The organism is Streptomyces desertarenae (assembly GCF_042681365.1).
GTDB classification, from domain to species: Bacteria; Actinomycetota; Actinomycetes; order Streptomycetales; family Streptomycetaceae; genus Streptomyces; species Streptomyces desertarenae.
Map to the genome: position 1 here is coordinate 41,097 of NZ_JBHUFU010000007.1, position 16,484 is coordinate 57,580.

16 protein-coding genes are annotated in these 16,484 nt (G+C 76.8%); 5 read left to right on the plus strand and 11 right to left on the minus strand.

The features are described from left to right. Positions 1-92: 92 nt before the first annotated feature. A complete protein-coding gene (locus ACFSJS_RS13295) occupies positions 93-677 on the minus strand; it encodes a hemerythrin domain-containing protein (protein WP_380899782.1) in 585 nt (194 codons plus the stop codon). A gap of 208 nt (positions 678-885) precedes the next feature. On the opposite strand from ACFSJS_RS13295, the gene ACFSJS_RS13300 reads away from it, so the two are divergent. Then, positions 886-2,022: a carboxylate-amine ligase gene (locus tag ACFSJS_RS13300; RefSeq protein WP_380899784.1), complete on the plus strand. Its 1,137-nt coding sequence runs from the start codon at positions 886-888 to the stop codon at positions 2,020-2,022. Next, entirely contained in the window at positions 2,019-3,053 is a 1,035-nt protein-coding gene (locus ACFSJS_RS13305) for an iron-containing redox enzyme family protein (RefSeq protein ID WP_380899786.1), read from the plus strand. Before ACFSJS_RS13300 ends, ACFSJS_RS13305 begins: the two co-directional genes overlap by 4 nt. Positions 3,054-3,170: 117 nt before the next feature. Here the strand turns inward: ACFSJS_RS13305 and ACFSJS_RS13310 are convergent, their stop codons facing one another. Next, positions 3,171-3,467 (minus strand): CDGSH iron-sulfur domain-containing protein, encoded by a 297-nt coding sequence (locus ACFSJS_RS13310; protein WP_380899788.1) that lies wholly within the window; start codon positions 3,465-3,467, stop codon positions 3,171-3,173. Next, complete coding sequence (locus ACFSJS_RS13315) at positions 3,451-4,116, minus strand: HemK2/MTQ2 family protein methyltransferase (RefSeq protein ID WP_380900273.1); 666 nt, start codon at positions 4,114-4,116, stop codon at positions 3,451-3,453. The genes ACFSJS_RS13310 and ACFSJS_RS13315 overlap by 17 nt, the downstream gene beginning before the upstream one ends. 113 nt (positions 4,117-4,229) lie before the next feature. Between ACFSJS_RS13315 and ACFSJS_RS13320 the strand changes: the two genes are divergently transcribed. After that, positions 4,230-5,411 carry a zinc-dependent alcohol dehydrogenase gene (locus tag ACFSJS_RS13320; RefSeq protein ID WP_380899790.1) on the plus strand — a complete coding sequence of 394 codons (1,182 nt, stop codon included), beginning with the start codon at positions 4,230-4,232 and terminating at the stop codon, positions 5,409-5,411. A gap of 77 nt (positions 5,412-5,488) precedes the next feature. On the opposite strand, the gene ACFSJS_RS13325 is transcribed toward ACFSJS_RS13320, so the two are convergent. Next, complete coding sequence (locus ACFSJS_RS13325; RefSeq protein WP_380899792.1) at positions 5,489-5,818, minus strand: DUF6343 family protein; 330 nt, start codon at positions 5,816-5,818, stop codon at positions 5,489-5,491. A 184-nt stretch (positions 5,819-6,002) separates the two neighbouring features. Between ACFSJS_RS13325 and ggt the strand changes: the two genes are divergently transcribed. Then, positions 6,003-7,877, plus strand: coding sequence for a gamma-glutamyltransferase (gene ggt, locus ACFSJS_RS13330; protein ID WP_380899794.1), 1,875 nt, complete (start codon positions 6,003-6,005; stop codon positions 7,875-7,877). Between the two features lie 108 nt (positions 7,878-7,985). Here the strand turns inward: ggt and mnhG are convergent, their stop codons facing one another. The 7 genes from mnhG to ACFSJS_RS13365 all read right to left on the minus strand — a co-directional run bounded on the left by mnhG (position 7,986) and on the right by ACFSJS_RS13365 (position 14,875). Next, on the minus strand, positions 7,986-8,429 hold the full coding sequence (gene mnhG / locus ACFSJS_RS13335) for a monovalent cation/H(+) antiporter subunit G (RefSeq protein WP_380899796.1): 444 nt from the start codon (positions 8,427-8,429) through the stop codon (positions 7,986-7,988). Next, positions 8,426-8,692 carry an MrpF/PhaF family protein gene (locus ACFSJS_RS13340; RefSeq protein WP_380899798.1) on the minus strand — a complete coding sequence of 89 codons (267 nt, stop codon included), beginning with the start codon at positions 8,690-8,692 and terminating at the stop codon, positions 8,426-8,428. The genes mnhG and ACFSJS_RS13340 overlap by 4 nt, the downstream gene beginning before the upstream one ends. Further along, positions 8,689-9,339, minus strand: a complete 651-nt coding sequence (locus tag ACFSJS_RS13345) for a Na+/H+ antiporter subunit E (RefSeq protein WP_380899800.1) — start codon at positions 9,337-9,339, stop codon at positions 8,689-8,691. The genes ACFSJS_RS13340 and ACFSJS_RS13345 overlap by 4 nt, the downstream gene beginning before the upstream one ends. Next, positions 9,336-10,898 carry a Na+/H+ antiporter subunit D gene (locus tag ACFSJS_RS13350; protein ID WP_380899802.1) on the minus strand — a complete coding sequence of 521 codons (1,563 nt, stop codon included), beginning with the start codon at positions 10,896-10,898 and terminating at the stop codon, positions 9,336-9,338. The genes ACFSJS_RS13345 and ACFSJS_RS13350 overlap by 4 nt, the downstream gene beginning before the upstream one ends. Beyond that, positions 10,895-11,263 (minus strand): Na(+)/H(+) antiporter subunit C, encoded by a 369-nt coding sequence (locus ACFSJS_RS13355; protein WP_380899804.1) that lies wholly within the window; start codon positions 11,261-11,263, stop codon positions 10,895-10,897. The genes ACFSJS_RS13350 and ACFSJS_RS13355 overlap by 4 nt, the downstream gene beginning before the upstream one ends. After that, positions 11,260-14,223 carry a Na+/H+ antiporter subunit A gene (locus ACFSJS_RS13360; RefSeq protein WP_380899806.1) on the minus strand — a complete coding sequence of 988 codons (2,964 nt, stop codon included), beginning with the start codon at positions 14,221-14,223 and terminating at the stop codon, positions 11,260-11,262. Before ACFSJS_RS13360 ends, ACFSJS_RS13355 begins: the two co-directional genes overlap by 4 nt. A 223-nt stretch (positions 14,224-14,446) precedes the next feature. Then, entirely contained in the window at positions 14,447-14,875 is a 429-nt protein-coding gene (locus ACFSJS_RS13365; protein ID WP_380899808.1) for a DUF2180 family protein, read from the minus strand. 428 nt (positions 14,876-15,303) lie between these two features. On the opposite strand from ACFSJS_RS13365, the gene ACFSJS_RS13370 reads away from it, so the two are divergent. Then, a complete protein-coding gene (locus tag ACFSJS_RS13370; protein ID WP_380899810.1) occupies positions 15,304-16,452 on the plus strand; it encodes an NAD-dependent epimerase/dehydratase family protein in 1,149 nt (382 codons plus the stop codon). The last annotated feature ends 32 nt before the right edge of the window (positions 16,453-16,484 follow it).

Below are 16,484 nucleotides of genomic sequence, written 5' to 3' on the forward strand. Positions count from 1 at the left end.
CGCGGACCGGGCCGCCGCCCCCGCTGCGGGACGGCGGCCCGGCGCAGGCGCGGGGCCCGCCCGGAGCGTCCGGACGGGCCCCGCGGTCCCTCTCACCCCCTGCCCATCACCTGGCGCACGGCGTCGCGGGCGCGGTCGGCCACGGCGGCCAACGGTCCGACGGCCAGGTTCTCCGCGGCGGTCTCCGCCCCCGGGTGCGGGCGGGTGGGCGCGGTCGCCTCCGCCGCCCTCAGCGCCCGCGCCATGGTGCGCAGCCGCTCGGGGCCGGCGTTGCGCTCGATGTGGACGAACTCGTACCGCTCCTCGGCGCGGGCGTGCGACTCCACGGCGTACCGCAGGGCCTCCAGCCGGGGCATGAACCGCGGGTCGGCCGGATCCATGCCCTCCATCTCCTTCAGGACCTCCTTGGCCTCCCGCTCCTCCGCCAGGCGGTCCTCCACCACGCTCTCGCCCCCGTCGACGCTGCGCCGGGCGTAGGGGTGGACCACCTCCTCCTCGGCGGTCTCGTGCACCGCCAGCATCCTCACCAGGCGGTGGAAGGCGTCCCGCCGCGCGTCGCCCTCGGCCGCCTCCACCTCGTCGAAGAGGTTGCGGATCTCGCCGTGCTGCCGCATGAGCAGCGCCACCACGTTGTCGTCACCGCTGATCCCGCCCGCCGTCTCGCGTTCTTCCGCCATGTGGGTCCTTTCCGTGAGCCGTCCCGTGTGCCGCACCCGGGCCGTGGCCGCCGGACCGCCGTGCCGGTGCCGGGTGGCGCCGCGCCGCCGGCGGTGCCGCCCGGTGTCCGCGCGGTGGCCCTCGGTGCGGTCGCTCGCGGTACCCGTGCTCCCGCCGGGAAAACCCCCGCGCCGTTTCACCGGGCGGGTCGCGGGTACCCACACTGCCGTGACCAGGGATGGAGCCGCCGGGGGCGTGACCATGGGGGTCGAGGAGGAGTTCCTCCTGGCCGACCCGGAGACCGCATGCACCGTGCCCGCCGCCCAGGCGGTCCTGCGCCGTGCCCACCACGAGGCGTCCGGCGTCGACGGCTCCGGCTTCAAGGCGGAGTTCCTCGCGAGCCAGGTGGAGTCGGCGACCGCGGTGTGCACCACCCTCGAGGAGCTGCGCGAGGACCTCGCCCGGGACCGCGCGCGGCTGGCGGACTCCGCCCGGGAGGAGGGCCTGCTCCTGCTGTCGTCGGGGGCGGCCGTGCTGAGCGACGGGCGGCCCCCGGTCACCGAGGGCGACCGCTTCCGGCGCATCTCGGAACTCTTCGCCGACATCGTCGACGGCTACCAGGTCTGCGGCTGCCACGTCCACGTGGGCGTCCCCGACCGGGAGACCGCGGTGGCCGTGGTCAACCGGGTGCGCCGCTGGCTGCCGACGCTGCTGGCGCTCTCGGCGAACTCGCCCTTCTGCGAGGGGCGCGACCGCGGCTACGCCAGCTGGCGGATGATGGAGCAGATGCGCTTCCCCGCCTCGGGGATCCCGCCCCGGTTCCCCGACGCGGCGGCCCACGACGCCGAGGTGGCACGGCTGGTGGAGTACGGCTCGCTGATCGACGACCGGATGAGCTTCTGGCTGATGCGCCCCTCCCCCTGGCTGCCCACGGTCGAGTTCCGGGTCGCGGACGCGGCGGCCACCGTCGACGACGCGGTGCTCCAGGCCGCGCTCGGGCGCGCCCTGGTGCGCCGGACGCTGGCCGATCTGGAGGCGGGGGTGCCGGAGCCGGAGCTGGACGAGCGGGCCGCCAGGGCCGCGGTGTGGGCCGCCGCGCGGTACGGACTGCGCGGCTACGGCATCGACCCGGTCACCCGCGCCCGCAAGCCGGCCGGCGCCCTGGTCGACGAGCTGCTGCGGTACGCCGCGCCGGCCCTGGAGGAGACCGGCGACACCGGGACCGTGCGGCGGCTGATGGCCGCGGTGCGCGAGGAGGGCACCGGGGCCGACCGGCAGCGGCGCGCCTGGGAGCGGGGCGGGCCGCGGGCCGTGGTGGAACTGCTGGCCGCCCAGACCGACGCGAGGGAGCACGAGGGAATATGACGACCATCTCCGGCACGGCACCCGGCCCTGTCACCGCCCGCCTCCCGCAGCCGCGCGGCGGGTTGAGCGCCGCGGTGCTGGAGGCGCTGGCCGGCCCGCCCGGCCTCCTGCCGCCCGTCCCGGACGCGGTGCCGGCGGACGCGGACCCCTACGGTGACGACCTCCAGCTGGCGCTGCACGTCTGCTACGAGCTGCACTACCGGGGTTTCGCGGGCGTGTCGGACGCCTGGGAGTGGGATCCGGGGCTGCTGCGGCTGCGCGCCGGGTTGGAGCGGGTCTTCCTGGCGGCCCTGCGCCGCGACACCGCCACCGGCACCGACTCCGACACGGACGTGGCCGCCGCCCTGGAGCCGCTGCTGGTGGAGCCCGCCGAGGGCGGCGGGGTCTCGGACTTCCTGCTGCGCGAGGGCGAGTGGTGGCAGATGCGCGAGTACTTCGTGCACCGCTCGATCTACCACCTCAAGGAGGCCGACCCGCACGCCTGGGTCATCCCCCGCCTGGACGGCCAGGCCAAGGCGTCGCTGGTGGCGGTGGAGTACGACGAGTTCGGCGGGGGGCGCGGCGAGCGGGTGCACGCGCAGCTCTTCGCCGACCTGCTGGCGGACGCCGGCCTGGACCCGTCCTACCTCCACTACCTCGACGACGTGCCGGCGCCGATCCTGGCCACGGTGAACCTGATGTCGCTGTGCGGGCTGCACCGCTCGCTGCGCGGCGCCCTGGTCGGGCACTTCGCGGCGGCCGAGATCAGCACCGCGCCCAGCGCCCGGAAGATGGCCAGGGCGCTGGAGCGGATGGGCGCCGGACCGCGGTGCGTGCTGTTCTTCACCGAGCACATCGAGGCGGACGCCGTCCACGAGCAGGTGATGCGCCGGGACGTCATCGGGGACCTGCTGGCGCGCGAGCCGGAGCTCGCCGCCGACGTGGTGTTCGGGATCCGCGCCACGGAACTGCTGGAGGGGCGGCTGGGGGACCACCTGCTGGGCGCCTGGCGCCGCGGCACGACCTCGCTGCGGCGCCCGCCGGCCCCCTGACCGGCCCCGCGGGGTCCCCTTCCGAACGGACCCCGGCAGGCCCCGCACGCGCCCGGACCTCCGCCGGGCGGCGGAGGTCCGGGCGCGTGCGGCCGGGGCGCGGGAGGGCGCCTGCAGTCAGTCCCCGTCCGTGCCGGGAGTCCGGGGACGGCGCTCCTTGCGGCGGTGGCTGGTGTCGCACCAGGGGAAGCGCCGGCTGCGGCGGCAGGTGCAGACGGCGACCAGGAAGCGGTCGGAGCGGGCGGTGCGGCCGTCGGGGAGGTCGACCTCCACCGGCCCCTCGATCAGCACCGGTCCCTCGGGGTCGAGGACCACACGGCGGGGCGGGCGGCCCTCCACGCCGCCCGCCGGGCCGCCGGGTCCGCCCGCAGCGCCGTCCGGGGTGCCGCCGGGAAGGTCAGGGCCGGTCCGCACGGATCACCACCAGCTCCTCGGTGCGCTGTCCGGGGGTTATCAGGCCCCGCTCCTCCAGCCAGGCGGCGCGCGAGTGCAGCACCGGGCCGAACGGGATGGTGGTGCGGGCCACCACCGAGGACTTCAGGCCCTCCGCGCGCAGCAGCTCCAGCGTCGCCCGGGTGCCGCACAGCTCGGAGTGGACCATCAGCAGGGTGCCGCCCGGCGCCAGCAGCTCCGGGGCGCACGCGCACAGCCGGTCCAGCACCGCGCGCCCGTCCGGGCCGCCGTCCCAGCACATCGCCGCCCCGCGGCGGGGCAGCTCGCGCTCGGGGGAGGGCACGTACGGGGGGTTGGCGAGCACCACGTCGAAGCCGCGGCCGCCGCGGGCCTCGGCGACGGCGTCGGCGAGGTCGCCGCGCCGCACCGTCAGCGGCAGCCGGTGCAGCCACGCGTTGCAGCGCGCGGCCAGTACGGCACGGGGCGAGGCATCCAGTGCCACGGCTTCGTCCGCCCCCAGCTGCAGGGCCGCCATGGCCAGCACTCCGGTGCCGGTGCAGAGATCCAGGACGCGGGCGCCGCGGGCCAGGGCGGCGTCCCTCAGTGCCTGCCGCAGCAGCCAGGTGTCGTCCTGCGGCGCGTAAACCCCGGGGGGCCTGAGCAACAACATGGACACCGGATACCTCTTCTTCCGCATCCCTAACGTCCCGCGCCCTCCCGGGCACCCCGACTAGCGGATCCGCATCCGGGTACCCGTTCTCCCCCGGCAGGAGGTGGAGACAGATGAAGGCAGTGGTCTGGCACGGGCGGCGCGACGTGCGGGTGGAGGAGGTCCCCGACCCGGCGGTGCGCGAGCCGACGGACGCGGTGGTGCGGATCACCTCGTCCGGGCTGTGCGGTTCGGACCTGCACCTGTACGACGTGCTGACGCCGTTCATGACCGAGGGCGACATCCTCGGGCACGAGCCGATGGGCGTGGTCGAGGAGGTCGGCCCCGAGGTGACGAACCTGTCGCCCGGCGACCGGGTGGTGATCCCGTTCCAGATCGCCTGCGGCACCTGCTTCATGTGCGCGCAGGACCTCCAGACCCAGTGCGAGACCACCCAGGTCCGCGAGCACGGCAGCGGTGCCGCGATCTTCGGCTACACCAAGCTCTACGGGGCGGTGCCCGGCGGGCAGGCCCAGTACCTGCGGGTGCCGCAGGCGCAGTACAACCCGATCAAGGTGCCCGAGGGGCCCGCGGACGACCGCTTCCTGTACCTGTCGGACGTGCTGCCGACCGCCTGGCAGGCCGTGGCGTACGCGGCGGTCCCGCGGGGCGGCTCGCTGACCGTGCTGGGGCTGGGCCCCATCGGCGACATGGCGTGCCGGATCGCGCTGCACCGGGGCGTGGAGCAGGTGATCGGGGTCGACCTGGTGCCGGAACGCCTGGAGCGGGCCCGGGCGCGCGGTGTGGACGTGCTGGACCTGACCGAGCACGACGACGTCGCCGAGGTCGTCCGCGAGAAGACCGGCGGCCGCGGCACCGACGCGGTGATCGACGCGGTGGGCATGGAGGCGCACGGCAGCGCGGTCGCCTCCCTGGCGCAGAAGTCGACCGGGCTGCTGCCGAAGAAGCTGGCCGAGAAGTTGATGACGACCGCCGGAGTGGACCGGCTGGCGGCCCTCCAGCTGGCCATCGACGCCGTGCGGCGCGGCGGCACCGTCTCGATCAGCGGCGTCTACGGCGGGATGACCGATCCGCTGCCGATGCTCACCCTGTTCGACAAGCAGATCCAGCTGCGCATGGGCCAGGCCAACGTGCGGCGCTGGGTGCCGGAGATCCTGCCGCTGCTGACGGACGAGGACGTGCTGGGCGTGGACGACTTCGCCACCCACCACGTGCCGCTGGAGAAGGCCCCGGAGGCCTACGAGATGTTCCAGAAGAAGGCCGACGGCGCGGTGAAGGTCGTCCTGCGACCCTGAGCCGGGCCGCCCCTCCGGGCCGGGGGCGTCCCCTCCCGGCCCGCCCCCGGACGGGGTGGCGCGGGCCGACCGGACCCTCAGTGCCCGCGCCACCCCTCCTCGCGGTCCTCCGCCCGTGCCGCCCCTCCGTCCCGCCGCCCGGCGCGCTCGCGCCGGACGCGGGCCAGGACGACGAGCAGGTCGGCCAGGGCGAGCACGGTGAGCGCCGCGCAGATCCAGGTCAGGGTGCGCAGGGAGTCCGGGCCGGGGCTGTCGCCCGGTCCGGAGCGCGCCGTCCAGGCGGCGAAGAACACCGTTCCGGCGAGGAACACCGGGGCGTACACGGCCGAGAGCAGCAGCCGCAGCCCGAGGGCGCTGCGGGCCGTCACGGGTTCGGTGCCGGTGCGCGACCGGCCGGGGATACGCATGTCACACCTCCGCTGGGCGGGCCGGGCCGGGTACCCGGTGCGGCGCCCGTCATGCCGCCGCGCCGGAGGCCCCGCCCCGGCCCCGGCCCGCTCCGGCACGGCGCGGCGCGGCACCGTTGCCCCGGGTGCGGGCGGCTGACAGTGTTTCGGCGTCTGAGCGTCCCCGGGATACCACGGAGGCTCCATGCCCGCCCGAACCCCTCGTCCCCCCCGCTCCCGCCGTCCCGCCCGCCGCCGCGCCGCCGTCGCGGCCGCCGTCCCGCCGCTGCTGCTGTCCCTGCTGGTGGCGCCGCCGGCCGCCGCCGACTCCGGTCCGGGGCGGGAGCCGCCCGCCGCGTCCCCCGTCGCCGCCGGCCACGGCGGGGCGGTCGCCAGCGTCGACCCGTACGCCTCCCGCGCCGGCCTGGAGGTGCTGCGCGCGGGTGGCAACGCCGTGGACGCGGCCGTGGCCACCGCGGCGGCCCTCGGCGTCACCGAGCCCTACTCGGCGGGGATCGGGGGCGGCGGCTACCTCGTCTTCCACGACGCGCGCACCGGCCGGACGCACACGATCGACGGACGCGAGACCGCGCCCGCCGCGATGCGCCCGGACTCCTTCACCGACCCCGCCACCGGCAGGCCGATCCCCTTCGACGAGGCCGTCAACTCCGGTCTGTCGGTGGGCGTGCCCGGCACCCCGGCGACCTGGGAGAAGGCCCTGGAGGAGTGGGGCAGCGTCTCCCTGGCCGAGGCGCTCCGGCCGGCGACCCGGCTCGCCCGGCAGGGCTTCACCGTCGACGAGGAGTTCCGCGCGCAGACGGCGCAGAACGAGGAGCGCTTCCGGGACTTCACGCCCACCGCCGAGCTGTTCCTGCCCGGCGGCGAACTCCCCGAGGTGGGCTCGGTGTTCCGCAACCCCGACCTGGCCGGCACCTACCGGCTGCTGGCCCGGGAGGGCACCGGCGCGCTCTACGGGGGGCGGCTGGGGCGCGAGGTCGTCCGCACGGTCCGGCGCCCGCCCGTGGCGCCGGACGCCGGCCGCACGGTGCGGCCGGGCCTGATGACCGCCTCCGACCTGGACCGGTACCGCGCTCTGCACCGGAAGCCGACGCGGGTGGAGTACCGGGGCGTGGAGGTGTACTCCATGGCCCCCTCCTCCTCCGGCGGCACCACCGTCGGCGAGGCCCTGAACATCCTGGAGGAGTTCGACCTGGCCGGCATGGACCGCTCCCAGGCCCTCCACCACTACCTGGAGGCGAGCCGCCTGGCCTACGCCGACCGCAACCGGTGGGTGGGCGACCCGGCCTTCTCCGACGTCCCGGCGCGGGAGCTGCTGTCGCAGCGCTTCGCCGGGGAGCGGGCCTGCCTGATCGACCCCGGCCGCGCCATGGCCGGACCGGTCGCCGCGGCCGATCCGCGCGACCCGGCCTCCTGGGAGTGCACGGCGGCCGAGGGCGGCGGCGAGCCGTACGAGGGCCCGTCCACCACGCATCTGGTGACCGCGGACCGCTGGGGCAACGTGGTGTCGTACACCCTGACCATCGAGCAGACCGGCGGCTCGGCCATCACCGTGCCCGGCCGGGGCTTCCTGCTCAACAACGAGCTGACGGACTTCGACTTCACGCCGCTGTCGAAGGAGGTGGACGGCCCCAACCTGCCCGGCCCGGGCAAGCGGCCGCGCAGCAGCATGGCGCCCACGATCGTGCTCCAGGACGGCCGTCCGCTGCTGGCACTGGGCTCGCCGGGCGGCTCCACCATCATCACCACCGTCCTCCAGACCCTGGTGAACCGGCTGGACCTGGGGATGACGCTGCCCCGGGCGGTGGCCGCGCCGCGGCTGTCGCAGCGCAACACCGCGACCACGCAGGCGGAGCCGGAGTTCATGGAGACGGCGCCCGAGCGGGCCGCGCTGGAGCGGCTGGGGCACCGGTTCGTCCTGCCCCCCGGCGCCTTCACGCCGGCACCGGAGATCGGGGCGGTCGCCGCGCTGGAGGTGCTGGACGACGGGCGGGTGCTGGCCGTCGCCGAGCCCGAACGGCGCGGCGGGGGCTCGGCGATGGTGCTGCGCCCCGCGCGCTGACGCGCCCCGCCGCACACCCGCCCGGCGGCCCCGGAGGCGCTTCCGGGGCCGCCGGGGCCCGACCGCGCCCGGGCGTCGGGGCCGCCGGGCGGGCCGCCGGGCGCGGCGTCAGCCGGTGCGCCTCCCGCCCGCTCCCCCGCTCCCGTCCCCGCCGGAGCCGTCCGGACCGGCGGAGTCGTCCGGTTCCGCGGACGCCTCGGGGTCCGGGGGCGCCAGCCGCCCGGCCAGCTCGTCGGCGGTGAGGGTGGAGCGGTCGACCGCGCCGGTGCGGTAGGCGACCCGGCCGACGATCTGTCCGGTGACGGGCGCGGTGAACAGCTGGAACAGGGCGATGAGCAGCAGCAGCCCGGCGTAGGGGAACGGCACCCGCACGGCCGCGCCGAGCAGGGCGAGCAGCACCCCGAGGGTCTGCGCCTTGGACGAGGCGTGGAGCCGGGTGAGGATGTCGGGGAAGCGCAGCAGCCCCACCGCCCCCAGCAGGCAGAAGACGGCGCCGGTCAGGAGCAGGACGGCCGAGAGCACCTCCGCGGCGGTGTCCACCGCGGCCCTCACCGCAGGTCCTCCCTCTCCTCGACGAGCCGGGCCGCCGTCATCGCCCCGATGAAGCCGAGCAGCGCCAGCACGATCAGCACCGGCACGAACGTGGTGTACCGCCACACCGCGATGGACACGCAGGTCCCGGCGACGACCAGCGTCACCAGGACCTCCACGGCCACGATCCGGTCCAGGGCGCGCGGGCCGCGCGCCAGGCGGACCAGGACCAGCACGGCGGCGGCCGACAGCAGGGCCAGGGCGACGACGCCCACAGCGTTCACCGGCGCTCCTCCTCTCCTTCTCCGTTTCCGCTTCCGGGCACGTCCGGTCCGCCGTCCGCCCGCCCGGCCGGGCGCTTCCGGCCGAGCAGCGCCTCCCGCACCGCGGCGGAGCCGTAGGCCCGCACCACCCAGCGTTCGGCGTCCGCGATCTCGCGGCGCCGCTTCCCGGCCTCCGCCGCGTCGCGCACCGGCAGGGAGTGGACGTAGAACCGCCGCCGGCCGCGGTCGATCTCCACCACCAGCGTGCCCGGCGTCAGCGTGGTCAGGTGGGCCGCGGCGGTGATCAGCAGGTCGGTGTCGACCTCCAGCCGCGCCTCCAGCACCGCGGCGCGCACCCTCGGCCCGCGCAGCAGCGCCTCCCGGGCGACGGTGAGGGCCGAGACGGCCAGGTCCACCAGCAGGTGCCCGGCCAGCGCGACCACCCACAGCGGGCGGACGGTCATCCGGTGGGTGATCGCCGGCAGCGGGAAGAGCGCGACCACCAGCGCCGCCACCACCGCCCCGCCGATCAGCACGACCGGGCCGACCGAGCCCCACAGCACGATCCACAGCAGCCACAGCCAGACGAGCACCGGCCACCGGCGGGCGGCCTGCCGCAGCAGGCCGTCCGCCGGGGCGCGGCCGTCGGGGGTCCGTGCAGGAGTCATCGGCCCTCCCGCCCCTCGCGGCCGGTACCGGCCCCTTCCCCGCTCCCGTCGCCGGACCGCGGCCCGAGCACGGCTTCCCGGTAGGCGTCGCGCTCGACCAGGTCCCGCGCCGCGCGCTCGCTGACCCGGGCCACCGGCCCGGCGCCCACCGCCACCAGCACACCGATCAGCACCGACCCGACGGTGGCGCCGACCGTCAGCCGCACTCCCGCCCCGCGCGGCCGCACCGCGGGCGGGCGGCCGGAGCCGGTGGCGAACGCCGCCCGCCACACCCGGGCCATGGCGTACAGCGTCAGCAGGCTGGTGACCAGGGCGGCGGCCAGCAGGACGAAGGCGGCCGCCCCGCCCTGCTCCACGCCGGCCTGGAGCAGGGCGAGCTTGGCGACGAACCCGGACAGCGGCGGGATGCCGGACAGGCTGAGCGCGGCGACCAGGAACACTCCCGCCAGCCAGCCGGGCGGCGGCGCGGCCCGTGCCAGCCTCGGCAGTCTCGCGCTGCCGCTCCAGCCCGCCACCAGCCCGGCGATCAGGAACAGCGCGGCCTGGACGGCGATGTGGTGCATGGCGTACAGGACGGTGCCGGACAGCCCGGCGACGGAGTACAGGGAGAGCCCGAAGAGCATGTAGCCGATGTGGCCGACCAGGACGAAGGAGAGCAGCCGGTTGAGGTCCTGCTGGGCGATCGCGCCCACGGCCCCCACCAGCAGGGTGACCGCGGCCGCCACCAGCAGCGGCGTCCAGGGCTCGGTGCGCGGGAAGAGCAGGGTCTGGGTGCGCACCATCGCGTACAGGCCGACCTTGGTCAGCAGGGCGGCGAGCACGGCGGTGATGGGGGCCGGGGCCGTGGGATAGCTGTCGGGCAGCCAGAAGTGCAGCGGCACCATGGCGGCCTTGATGCCGAACACGATCAGCAGCAGCAGGCTGAACACCGTCCGCAGGCCCTCGGGGAGGGCGGGCATCCGGTCGCCCAGGTCGGCCAGGTTGACCGTGCCGGCGGCCCCGTAGACCAGCCCGACGGCGCTGAGGAAGAGCATGGAGGAGAGCAGGCTGGTGATGGTGTACGTCATCCCGGCCCGGATGCGGTTCTCGTCGGCGTCCAGGTTGATCAGCACGTAGGAGGCGGCGAGCATCAGCTCGAAGGCCACGAAGAGGTTGAACAGGTCGCCGGCGAGGAACGCCAGGGAGACCCCCGCTGCCAGCAGCAGGTAGGACGGGTGGAAGGGCGCGTGGTCGGTGCCGCCTCCCTCGGCCGCGCCCTGTCCGACGGCGAAGAGCAGGACGGCCAGGGCCACCGCCAGGGCCACCGTCAGCAGCAGCGCGGAGAGCCGGTCGGCCACCACGGTCACGCCCGCCGGGGCCGGCCAGCCGCCGACGTCGAGGGCCAGCGGGCCGCGCCGGTCGGTGAGCACCAGCAGGACGGCGGCGTCCAGCAGCACCGCGGTGAGCACCCCGACGCCCAGCAGCCGCTGGGCCCGGGCGCTGCGCCACACGGCCAGGGAGAGGCCGGCCGCCAGGACGGGCAGCAGGACGGGGGCGATCAGCAGCCAGTCGGTCGTCACCGCTCCGCCTCCTCGCCCAGCCTGCGGTCGTCGACGTCGTCGCGGACCTCGTCGTCCCCCAGCAGCCGCCAGCTCCGGTAGACCATGGCGAGCAGCAGGACGGTGACGCCGAAGGTGATGACGATGGCGGTCAGGGCCATGGCCTGGGGCAGCGGGTCGGCGAACGCCCCCGGTTCCTTCCCCTCCCCGGTGATCGGCGGCTCGCCCGGCGGTCCGGCGGCCAGCAGCACCAGCAGGTTGGCGCCGTGCCCCAGGACGAGGAAGCCGAACAGCAGACGGGTCAGGGAGCGCTGCAGCAGCAGGTGGAAGCCGGTGGCGAACAGCCCGCCCACCACCACGGCCGTCGTCAGGTCCGGTGTCGTCATCGGTGGTCGCTCCCGTGGTCGTCGGAGGTGGTGGGTGCCGGGCCGCCGGAGGGGCCGGCCGCCGTTCCGGCCGCCGCGGTGCTCCCGCCGGTGCCGCCGCCTCCCCGGAGGGCCTCCTCGACGGACGCCTGCGCCGGCCCCACCGCGGACAGCAGCTTCAGGCAGACCCCGACAACCAGCAGGTAGACGCCGGTGTCGAAGACCACGCTGGTGGCCATCTCGCCGTGGCCGAGCACCGGCAGGTCCCAGCTCAGCACCGCGGCGGCCAGCGGCGGCCCCCCGAAGACGGCCGGGGCCAGGCCGGCGGCCGCCGCCAGGGCCAGGCCGGCCCCGGCGATGACGCGGGGGTCGACCGGTCCGGCGAAGGCGGTGTCGGCCCGGCCGCCCACCAGGTAGCGCAGGGCGAAGGCCTGACCGGCCACCAGCCCCCCGGCGAAACCGCCCCCGGGCCGCAGGTGGCCCGAGTAGAGCAGGTAGACCGAGAGCACCAGGACGGCCGGGAACAGCACCCGGGTGACGACCTCCAGCAGGATCGAGCGGTCGTGGGGCGGCATGTCCTCCGCCTCCGGCAGCCACCGCTCCCGGGGCACGCCCCAGCGGGCGGTGTCCGGGTACCGGTCGGCGGCGGGCGGCCTGGGCCGCACTCCGCCGGCTCCCTCGCCGAACTCCCCGCTCGGCAGGGCGATGAGGGCGGCCACCCCGACGGCCGTCACCAGCAGCACGGCGATCTCGACGACGGTGTCCATGGCGCGGAAGTCGACGATGATCGCGTTGACGACGTTGTGGGAGCCCGCCTCCTTGACGTGCCCGGTGTAGTACGCCGACACCGCCGGGTCCCGCCGGGCGGCCGAGGCGACCATGGCGAGCAGGCCGAAGAGCGCCCCGCCGGCCAGGGACAGCGCCAGCCGCATCCGGCGCGTGCGCGGCGACCCGGGGCGGGCGCCGAACCGGGCGGGCAGGCCGCGCAGCACCAGCACGATGACCACCAGCGTCAGCGTCTCGACGAGGAACTGGGCGAGCGCCAGGTCGGGCGCCCCCTGCACCAGGAAGAACCCGGCGACCCCGTAGCCGACCGCTCCGGCCAGCAGGGCGGCCGACAGCCTGCGCCTCACCCGGGCCAGGACGACCGCCGCGGCCAGCACGACCACGCCCAGCGGCACCTGGACGGCCGAGGCCCACAGCGGCGGGGCGGGCAGCGGTGCGTCGCGCAGCAGCAGGGCGGTGCCGGGCACCACCAGGACCGCCACGAGCAGCACGGTGAGGTAGGCGGGCAGGGAGCCGACCTGGGTGCGGCGGGTGAAGCGCACCGCCGCCTCCTCCAGTCCGCCGCTCAGCCTCCGGTACCCCTCCTGGGCGTCGGGGGCGCGGGGCGCCCGGTCGCGCAGTGCGGCCAGGGCGGGACGCGCCCGGTACAGGGCGAGGCCGGCGGCCAGGGCGGCGGCCGAGAGCGCGAGGGCGGGGGTCGGGCCGTGCCAGAGGGCGAGGTGGTAGGGCTTCTCGCCCTGGAGCGGCAGCCGTTGGGCGTAGGGCTCGGTGAGGGCCTCGGTGCCGGGGTACCACACGCCCAGCGCCAAGGTGGCCGCCACCAGGACCGCGATCGGCGCCGCCATGCCCAGGGCCCGGTCCCGGGAGGGGTCGCCGGCCGGGGAGGGCGCTGCCCCGGGCCGGTCGCCGAAGGCGCCCCACAGGTACCGGGCGGCGTAGGCGACGGTGAGCGCCGAGCCCGCGGCCAGGGCGGCCAGGACCCACTCCTCGCCGGTTCCGGCGCCGTGGCGGGCCGCCTCCCAGAAGGTGTCGAAGTAGGCCTCGTGGCCCAGGTATCCGGCCAGCGGCGGCAGTCCGGCCATGGAGGCGGCGGCGAGCGCGGCCAGGACCAGCAGGACCGGTCTGCGGCGGCCCAGCCCGGCCAGCCGTCCGGTGTCCCGGGTGCCGGTGTGGTGCTCGACCAGTCCGGTGACCATGAACAGCGCGGCCTTGAAGGTGGCGTGCGCCAGCAGCATCACCTCGCCGGCGAGCGCGGCGTTGCGGGACCCGTAGCCGAACAGCACCAGCAGCAGGCCCAGTTCGCTGACGGTGCCGTAGGCCAGGATGCGTTTGAGGTCGGTCTCCCACAGCGCGCGCCAGGCGCCGAGCAGCAGTGAGACCAGGCCGAAGGCGAGGAGCACCGGCCGCCAGGGGGCGGCCTCGGCGAAGCCGGGGGCCAGCCGGGCCGTCAGGTAGACGCCCGCCTTCACCATGGCCGCCGCGTGGAGGTAGGCGCTCACCGTGGTCGGGGCGACCATCGCGGCGGGCAGCCAGCCGTGCAGGGGCATCTGGGCCGACTTGGTGAGGACGCCGACCAGGACGAGCACCACCGCCGCGGACGCGTGGCCGCCCGCCGGCGGGTCGGCGACCAGCTCCGAGATGCGGTAGGTGCCGGCGGCCTCGCCCAGCATGACGAAGCCGAGCAGCATCGCCAGTCCGCCGCCGGTGGTGGTGATCAGGGCCTGCTGGGCGGCTTCGCGGTGCTCCCCGGTCCGGCCGCGGCCCGCGATGAGCAGGAACGACACCACCGTGGTCAGTTCCCAGAACACGTACAGCACCAGCAGGTTGTCGGCGGTGACCAGGCCCAGCATCGCCCCGGCGAAGGCGAGCAGCAGCGCGGACTCGCGGCCGTGGCCCTCCTCGGTGTAGCGGGCGCCGTAGCACAGGACGGCGGCGCCGACGCCGCTGACGATGCCGGTCATCAGCAGCGAGAGGGAGTCCAGGCGCAGGACGACCTCCAGGCCCAGGGAGGGTGCCCAGTCGAAGCGCTCGACGGCCTCCCCGCCGTCCAGGACGGCGGGGGCGAGCGCTGCCGCCCAGACCAGCGTGGCCAGGGGCACCGCCGCGGCGACCGGCCACACGGCGCGGCCGAGGCGGGGCGCGAGGGCGGGCAGGACTGCGGCCACGACGGCGTGGACGGCGATCAGAACCAGCACGGGCACTCCTGGGTTGGCCACGCATAAGCGAACAGAGCGTACATAACGGTACGTATGCCGCGTGGCCGGAGGTCCGTCCACGGCGCGGCCTCGCCGGGGTGGTGGGTCGTGGGGGCGGGTACGGGCCGGCCGGCGGCGGGTCAGCCGGCCGGGGGTGCGGCGTCGGGGCGGCGGGCCGGGGGCGGTGCGGCGTCGCCGTCCCCGGGGAGGCGTCCGGCGGCGTTCAGCCCTCCGCCCGCGCGCACACCTCGCACAGCGCCCGGCGGGCCTCCGCCTCCTGGGTCACCCGCCCCATCCCCCGGGGTTCGGTGACCGTCCGCGCCTCGATCCGCAGATGGGCCGGGCACAGCCCGACGTGGCAGCGCGAGCACACCGCGACGGCCGCGGTGGCGCTGCCCTGGGAGTGGCACTCGTAGCAGTTCATGACAGCGGTCCGTTCTCGTCCGGCACACGGCCCCCCCGGCCCCGGCGGCTCCTCCGGCTCGCGGATGCGGGCGCCGAGCCGTTCGGCCGGGTCCTCGTCGGCGTGCCGGTCGCGTTCCACCCCGGTGGTCCGGGCGCGCTCCGTGCCGTACGCCACCCGGGCGGTCACCGGGGCGGCGGCCAGGCAGCCCGGTGAGCCCGACGGCGGGACCGGGAAACCGACCAGCATGCCGCACCGTTCCTCCTTCCGCATCTCGCGCAGTACCCCCCGGCCGGGTGCGGAAACACCGCTGTCCCGGGGGTTCCGGCGGCTCGGCGGCGGGGGCGCCGCGGCCGCGCGAGCCGCCGCCCGACCGCGTCCGGGCCTGCGCTGAACCGTTTTCCCACCGACCGCGCGGGTACTCCGCGCGTCGCCCCTCCGCGCCCGCCCGTGCTCCGGACGGAGGCACGGAGGGGGCCGAGCCGCGCCGTGCGGAGCGGACCGGACGGCGCGGTGCCCGGCACCGGCGGCGAGGAGGACGCGGTGGCACTGGCGGAGCGGCGGAACGAGGGAACGCGGAGGCCGGACGCCGGCACGGCACCGCCCGCGCGGGCGGTGCCGGCGGGGCGGGCGGTGCCGGCGGGGCGGGCCCGCCGCACGGCGCCGGGAGGCCGGCGGTGAGCGCCGCGGCGGGCGGCGGGGCCGCGCGGCAGGGGCTGCGGGTGGTGGTGCTGGGCGCCACCGGCAACGTCGGCACCGCGGTGGTGCGCGCGCTGGGCGACGACCCGCAGATCGCCTCGGTGGTCGGCGTCGCCCGGCGCGTCCCGTCCTGGTCGCCGCCGAAGACCGAGTGGGCGGGTGCCGACATCGGGGGCGGCGGCGCGGGCACGCCGGGCGGCGACGGCGGCGAGGAACCGGCCGGGCGGGCCGCCGAGGAGCGGCTGACCGACCTGTTCCGGGGCGCCGACGCCGTGGTCCACCTGGCCTGGCTGGTGCAGCCCATGCGCGATCCGCCGGCCACCTGGCGCACCAACGTACTGGGCACGCTGCGGGTGCTGCGGGCGGTGACGGCGGCCGAGGTGCCCGCCCTGGTGTACGCCTCGTCGGTGGGCGCCTACTCCCCCGGCCCGCAGGACCGCGGCGTGGACGAGTCGTGGCCGACCCACGGCGGCCGGCCGGACGTCGCGTACTGCCGGGAGAAGGCGTACGTGGAACGGCTGCTGGACGGCTTCGAGCACGACCACCCGCAGGTGCGGGTGGTGCGGATGCGGCCGGGCTTCCTCTTCCGGCGGGAGGCGGCGAGCGAGCAGCGGCGGCTGTTCGGCGGCCCGTTCGTACCGCAGCGGCTGGTCCGTCCCGGCGCGGTGCCCGTCGTGCCGGACCTGCCGGGGCTGCGCTTCCAGGCGCTCCGCACCGAGGACGCCGCCGAGGCCTACCGGCTGGCGGTGGTCCGGCCGGTGTACGGCGCCTTCAACCTGACCGCCGACCCGGTGGTGGACGCCTCCCTGCTGGCCGGGGTGCTGGGCGCCCGGGTGGCGCGGCTGCCGCTGGGGCCGGTGCGGTCGGCGGTGGCGGCCGCGTGGCGGCTGCGGCTGGTGCCCGTGCCCCCGCAGCTGCTGGACGCCTTCCTCCGGCTGCCGCTGATGGACCGGGGCCGGGCCGAGCGGGAGCTGGGCTGGGCACCGCGCCACTCGTCGGACGAGGCACTGCGGGAGCTGCTGCGCGGCCTGCGCGAGGGAGCGGGCGGGCCGACCCCGCCGCTGGCGGCCGCCGTCGGCGGCGGGCGGGCGCACGAGGTGGCCACGGGGGTGGGCGGACGGCCCTGAACCGGACGGGCCCGGGGCGGGTCCGGCCACCG

Bases quoted from the DNA above. Each gene is read 5' to 3' on its own strand.
- ACFSJS_RS13295 (WP_380899782.1), bottom strand. From the start codon at position 677: ATGGCGGAAGAACGCGAGACGGCGGGCGGGATCAGCGGTGACGACAAC.
- ACFSJS_RS13305 (WP_380899786.1), top strand. From the start codon at position 2,019: ATGACGACCATCTCCGGCACGGCACCCGGCCCTGTCACCGCCCGCCTC.
- ACFSJS_RS13315 (WP_380900273.1), bottom strand. From the start codon at position 4,116: ATGTTGTTGCTCAGGCCCCCCGGGGTTTACGCGCCGCAGGACGACACC.
- ACFSJS_RS13320 (WP_380899790.1), top strand. From the start codon at position 4,230: ATGAAGGCAGTGGTCTGGCACGGGCGGCGCGACGTGCGGGTGGAGGAG.
- ACFSJS_RS13325 (WP_380899792.1), bottom strand. From the start codon at position 5,818: ATGCGTATCCCCGGCCGGTCGCGCACCGGCACCGAACCCGTGACGGCC.
- ggt (WP_380899794.1), top strand. From the start codon at position 6,003: ATGCCCGCCCGAACCCCTCGTCCCCCCCGCTCCCGCCGTCCCGCCCGC.
- ACFSJS_RS13345 (WP_380899800.1), bottom strand. From the start codon at position 9,339: ATGACTCCTGCACGGACCCCCGACGGCCGCGCCCCGGCGGACGGCCTG.
- ACFSJS_RS13355 (WP_380899804.1), bottom strand. From the start codon at position 11,263: ATGACGACACCGGACCTGACGACGGCCGTGGTGGTGGGCGGGCTGTTC.
- ACFSJS_RS13365 (WP_380899808.1), bottom strand. From the start codon at position 14,875: ATGCTGGTCGGTTTCCCGGTCCCGCCGTCGGGCTCACCGGGCTGCCTG.